This window comes from Streptomyces sp. NPDC046900, from assembly GCF_040644975.1.
Classification (GTDB): domain Bacteria; phylum Actinomycetota; class Actinomycetes; order Streptomycetales; family Streptomycetaceae; genus Streptomyces.
Map to the genome: position 1 here is coordinate 1 of NZ_JBEYXD010000211.1, position 3,620 is coordinate 3,620.

The window sequence follows — 3,620 nt, forward strand, 5'->3', positions numbered from 1 at the left end:
GACGCACCCGGATGGGGGCGCGGGGAACTGCGCAAACCCCACGACGGACCCGCAGACGTCGACGCACCCGGATGGGGGCGCGGGGAACTGCGCAATGGTGAGCTGCGCTGCCACCGCGACCGTCACGATCGCCAGGATCTGCGGGTCGGTGTACCCCGCGCCCCGCACAGCCGCGAGGTCGGCGTCGCTCACCTGACCGCGACTCTCCACCACCTGCTGCGCGAAGCGAGCAACCGCGGCGCGCTTCGGGTCGACCGAACTCCCCGCCCGGCCCAGGTCGATATCCTCGCTCGACATACCGCCGAACTCCGACGACACGTACGAGTGCACCGCCAGGCAGTAATCACAACCGTTGGCCTGCGAGACCGCGAGCGCAATCGTGTGCCGCGTCTTCGCGTCCAGAACCCGACTCAAAGAGCCCTGCAACGCCATAACCACGTCCAGAACGGCCGGGTTCGACGCGAGCGTCACGAACATGTTCGGCACGAACCCGAACTGCCCCCCGACCTTGTCCAGGACACCCTTCGCACCCGCAGGAACCTCTTCAAGAGAAGGAACATTCAGACGTGACATGGCGCATCAGCCTCCGGTGAGTGGTCGTCGTCAGCGCGGGTGACACCCGAGCTGTTTTGGGCTTGTCGGCCCACTCCTGGAGCTAACACCGCTCAGGACTGGGCTGTCAAGCCCAATCTAGGTATCGTCCGAAGCATGAAACCCACCACAGGAGCTCGGGAGCCCCACAAGCTCACCGACAAGGGACAGGCAACGCGGGCCCGCATCATGGAGCACGCCGCAGAGCTCATCTACACCAAGGGGGTCCATGCGACGAACAACGAACAGCTCCGCCGCGCCTCCGGCGTCAGCGGATCGCAGCTCAACCACTACTTCCCCACCAAGGAGAGTCTCGTCCTGGCCGTGATCGCCTGGCAGGCCGAGCGCGTCCTCACGTTCCACCGCGGCGAGCCATTCGCCTGCTTCGACAACCTCGACGCGTTTCGGGCGTGGACGGACTTCTACGTCGGCTACGAGCGCGCCCGTCAGGAAGGCTGCGTCCTCGGCTCCCTGGCGAGCGAGATCATCAAGACGGACCTTGACGTCCACGACGAGCTCGCGAGCGCGTTCGACCAGTGGAAGGACATCTTCCGCGATGGAATCGAGCGCATGCAGCAACTCGGTCGCATCAGCGCCGAGGCAGATCCCACGCAGCTGGCCAATCTGCTCCTTGCTGCCCTCCAGGGCGGCACGCTCCTCGCCCAGGTCGGGCGGGACATCGCTCCACTGAAAGATGCGTTGCAGACAGCCATCGACTACGTGCAGACCTTCGCTACGTCTCCCGACGCCGACGTACTCCAAGCTCGGTAGCCGCTTCCACGTGTATGGGTCAGCGGAGCTTGGCATTAAGCGACGCCGCGGAGCACTTCGTCGACAAGGAAAGCAATCTCCTGGCCGAATTCCGCGGGACAGTGGCGGGGCTGGCGGGGACCGGGCGGCTGACGCGCCCTCAGGACGGGCCGCTACAGGCCCTGTAGGTCTCCCGGCTGTCAGGACTCCCGTCCTACGGGAGCCCCGACTCTCTACAACTTTCCCGAAGTGCCCTTCTCCAGGCTCCCGGCACGGCAGCCGCCGTCCTGTTCGTCGCGGTCGAATCTACGGCGTGTGCGAGCTCCTATCTCTGACCCCAGCCGCAAAGCAGCGGTCAGAGATCTGTGACCGTGGACTTCTTGGGCTGGCCGGGCAGGGTCTTGGCCAGACCAGCACGATCGGGCCGCCGAGCTGCTGGTGCACGGTCTGGATGAGGTCGCGGTAGTCCTTCCAGGAGAAGCTCTTGCGTCCATCTGGCCGGGCGTCCGGGCAGGGCCGGTAGATCAGCCGTAAGCGTTCGCCGGGTTTGTAGCAGGTCAGGGCGGCGACGGATAAGCGGCGGCGGGAGCGGCCCCGCACCCGCACGACGGGAGCACGGCCGCGACGGGACCAGGTACGGGCGGTCGGCGGCGTCATCGAGAAGCCCGCCTCGTCCTCGAAGACGAGCCAGGCACCGAGCGCCGCCACGGCCCTTCCACCTGCGGCCAGGTCTCCTTCACCCAGCCGGCCACCGCTGCCCCGTCGCGCTCCACCGCCCGCCGGGCCGGCACCTGGCAGCTCCAGCCGTGCCGCTTGAGCAGCGCGGCAACGCCCTGCACGGTGTAGCTCTCGCGGGACCGGCGCTCGATGAGCGTCTTGATCCGTGACAGGGTCCAGGTCTGGTCCGGCCAGCCGTGCGCCACCGGCCCCTTGGCCAGCTCCTGCTCCAGCACCGCGAACAGCTCGTGAGCAGGGGCAAGCACGCCGGCCCCCTGGAGGCCAGGGCTCTCGGCCCGTCCTGGGACCAGGTCTTGCGCCAGCGCTGTACCGACCGGACGCTGACCCGCAGGTGGTGCGCGATGACCGCGTTCTCGTCGCCCTGGGCGACCCGCTCGGCCGCCTCCATCTCAACTTCTCGCGGAAGGCCCGCCGCTCGTCGGTCAGCCCGCCCCTTGCGCATACCTCATGCAATCGCCATACCGCAGGGATCCCAGGCCGTCAGCCCCTGCCGACACCACGCTTTGAAGCTCAGCAGTGTCAGATCCGTCGTGCCGTCTTACTCCAGCATCGGCGCAGTCGGATCCGCGGCTGATGGCTCCTGCGTGCTCCGTCCTCGAGTTGCGGCAGGTGGTTGGCCCGATGAGTTCGGGCGATCCGTCGACCAGGAGATAAGTGGACGATTCCGTCCACATTAAGATACCGCAGCTTCGGCAAGCGTGTGCGCTTGGTCCTGACTCAGTTGATGCCGCTCATCCACGCGATCCCACCAGTGCGGGGCCGTCATGGCCGACCCCGCCGGCGACCAGACACGCTGTACGTCGACCGCGGCTACGACCACGACGAGTAGTGCGGGCAGGCCTGCGAGGTCGGGATCACGCCGCTCATTGCCGGGTGCGGCGAGGAGTACGGCTCCGGTCTGGGTGTGTATCGCTGTAGGCTTGCCGATCACCTGAGTGGACTAAAGAGTCCTCTTCGCTGCATGATGGGCGCACCGGAGAACGAAGGTGCGTTTGTCGTGTGGTGCGCGGTCTGGCCCGGGTGTGCCGGCCTGTTTCTGTCCGGTGTCGGTTCCTTGGGCAGAGACACAGCCCGGGGCCTTCAGAAACTCCGGGGTGGTTCAGAGGAATAGAAAGGCACGGCTCGATTCTAGACGTGGCACCAGTGATCAACCTGGCTCGCCGGGGCAGAACGCTCCGGCAGGCATTTTCATCTGCGGTGGTCTCCATGGAGGCCTCGTTCGCCGCGTCGGCCGCGCCGATCTTCACCTGATCGACAAACCGCAACCTTGCACGTCAGCACCGCGTACACGGCGCCTGCACTGAACCTCGAATCGCGCAGAGAAAGAACAAGAAAGTGAACGACAGTAAGCTGTCCAGCGAAGATCCACGTACCGGAGCAGGGAAGATCAACAAGCTCATCGCGCTCATCACGGCTGTGGTGGCTCTCCTGGTGGGTTCCGTGACTTTGAGCTCCGGAGCATGGGGTGAGAGTCGCGAGCATGACTCCTCGGCACTCCGCCCGACGTCGTCTTACCCGCAGTCTCAGCCACCCGCTGGTTT

General features: G+C 66.2%; 3 protein-coding genes and 3 pseudogenes. 2 read left to right on the forward strand and 4 right to left on the reverse strand.

Annotated elements, in window-relative coordinates:
* A partial coding sequence (locus tag ABZ904_RS50835; protein ID WP_361831116.1) for a carboxymuconolactone decarboxylase family protein occupies positions 1-573 on the reverse strand: 573 nt, incomplete at its 3' end.
* Positions 574-708: 135 nt separating this feature from the next.
* Between ABZ904_RS50835 and ABZ904_RS50840 the strand changes: the two genes are divergently transcribed.
* Complete coding sequence (locus tag ABZ904_RS50840; RefSeq protein ID WP_359410703.1) at positions 709-1,362, forward strand: TetR/AcrR family transcriptional regulator; 654 nt, start codon at positions 709-711, stop codon at positions 1,360-1,362.
* 384 nt (positions 1,363-1,746) lie between these two features.
* Here the strand turns inward: ABZ904_RS50840 and ABZ904_RS50845 are convergent.
* From ABZ904_RS50845 to ABZ904_RS50855, 3 genes and pseudogenes are all read right to left on the reverse strand, one after another.
* A pseudogene (locus ABZ904_RS50845) lies at positions 1,747-1,998 on the reverse strand (DDE endonuclease); the annotation flags it as partial.
* Positions 1,995-2,324 carry a winged helix-turn-helix domain-containing protein gene (locus ABZ904_RS50850; RefSeq protein WP_361831119.1) on the reverse strand — a complete coding sequence of 110 codons (330 nt, stop codon included), beginning with the start codon at positions 2,322-2,324 and terminating at the stop codon, positions 1,995-1,997. The gene ABZ904_RS50850 and the pseudogene ABZ904_RS50845, both read right to left, overlap by 4 nt.
* Before the next feature lie 65 nt (positions 2,325-2,389).
* Positions 2,390-2,521: pseudogene (locus tag ABZ904_RS50855) on the reverse strand (hypothetical protein); the annotation flags it as partial.
* Positions 2,522-2,812: 291 nt separating this feature from the next.
* On the opposite strand from ABZ904_RS50855, the pseudogene ABZ904_RS50860 reads away from it, so the two are divergent.
* Positions 2,813-2,899: pseudogene (locus tag ABZ904_RS50860) on the forward strand (IS5/IS1182 family transposase); the annotation flags it as partial.
* Positions 2,900-3,620 lie beyond the last annotated feature (721 nt).

Coding starts and splice junctions, on each gene's coding strand:
- ABZ904_RS50840 (WP_359410703.1), top strand. CDS start 709: ATGAAACCCACCACAGGAGCTCGGGAGCCCCACAAGCTCACCGACAAG.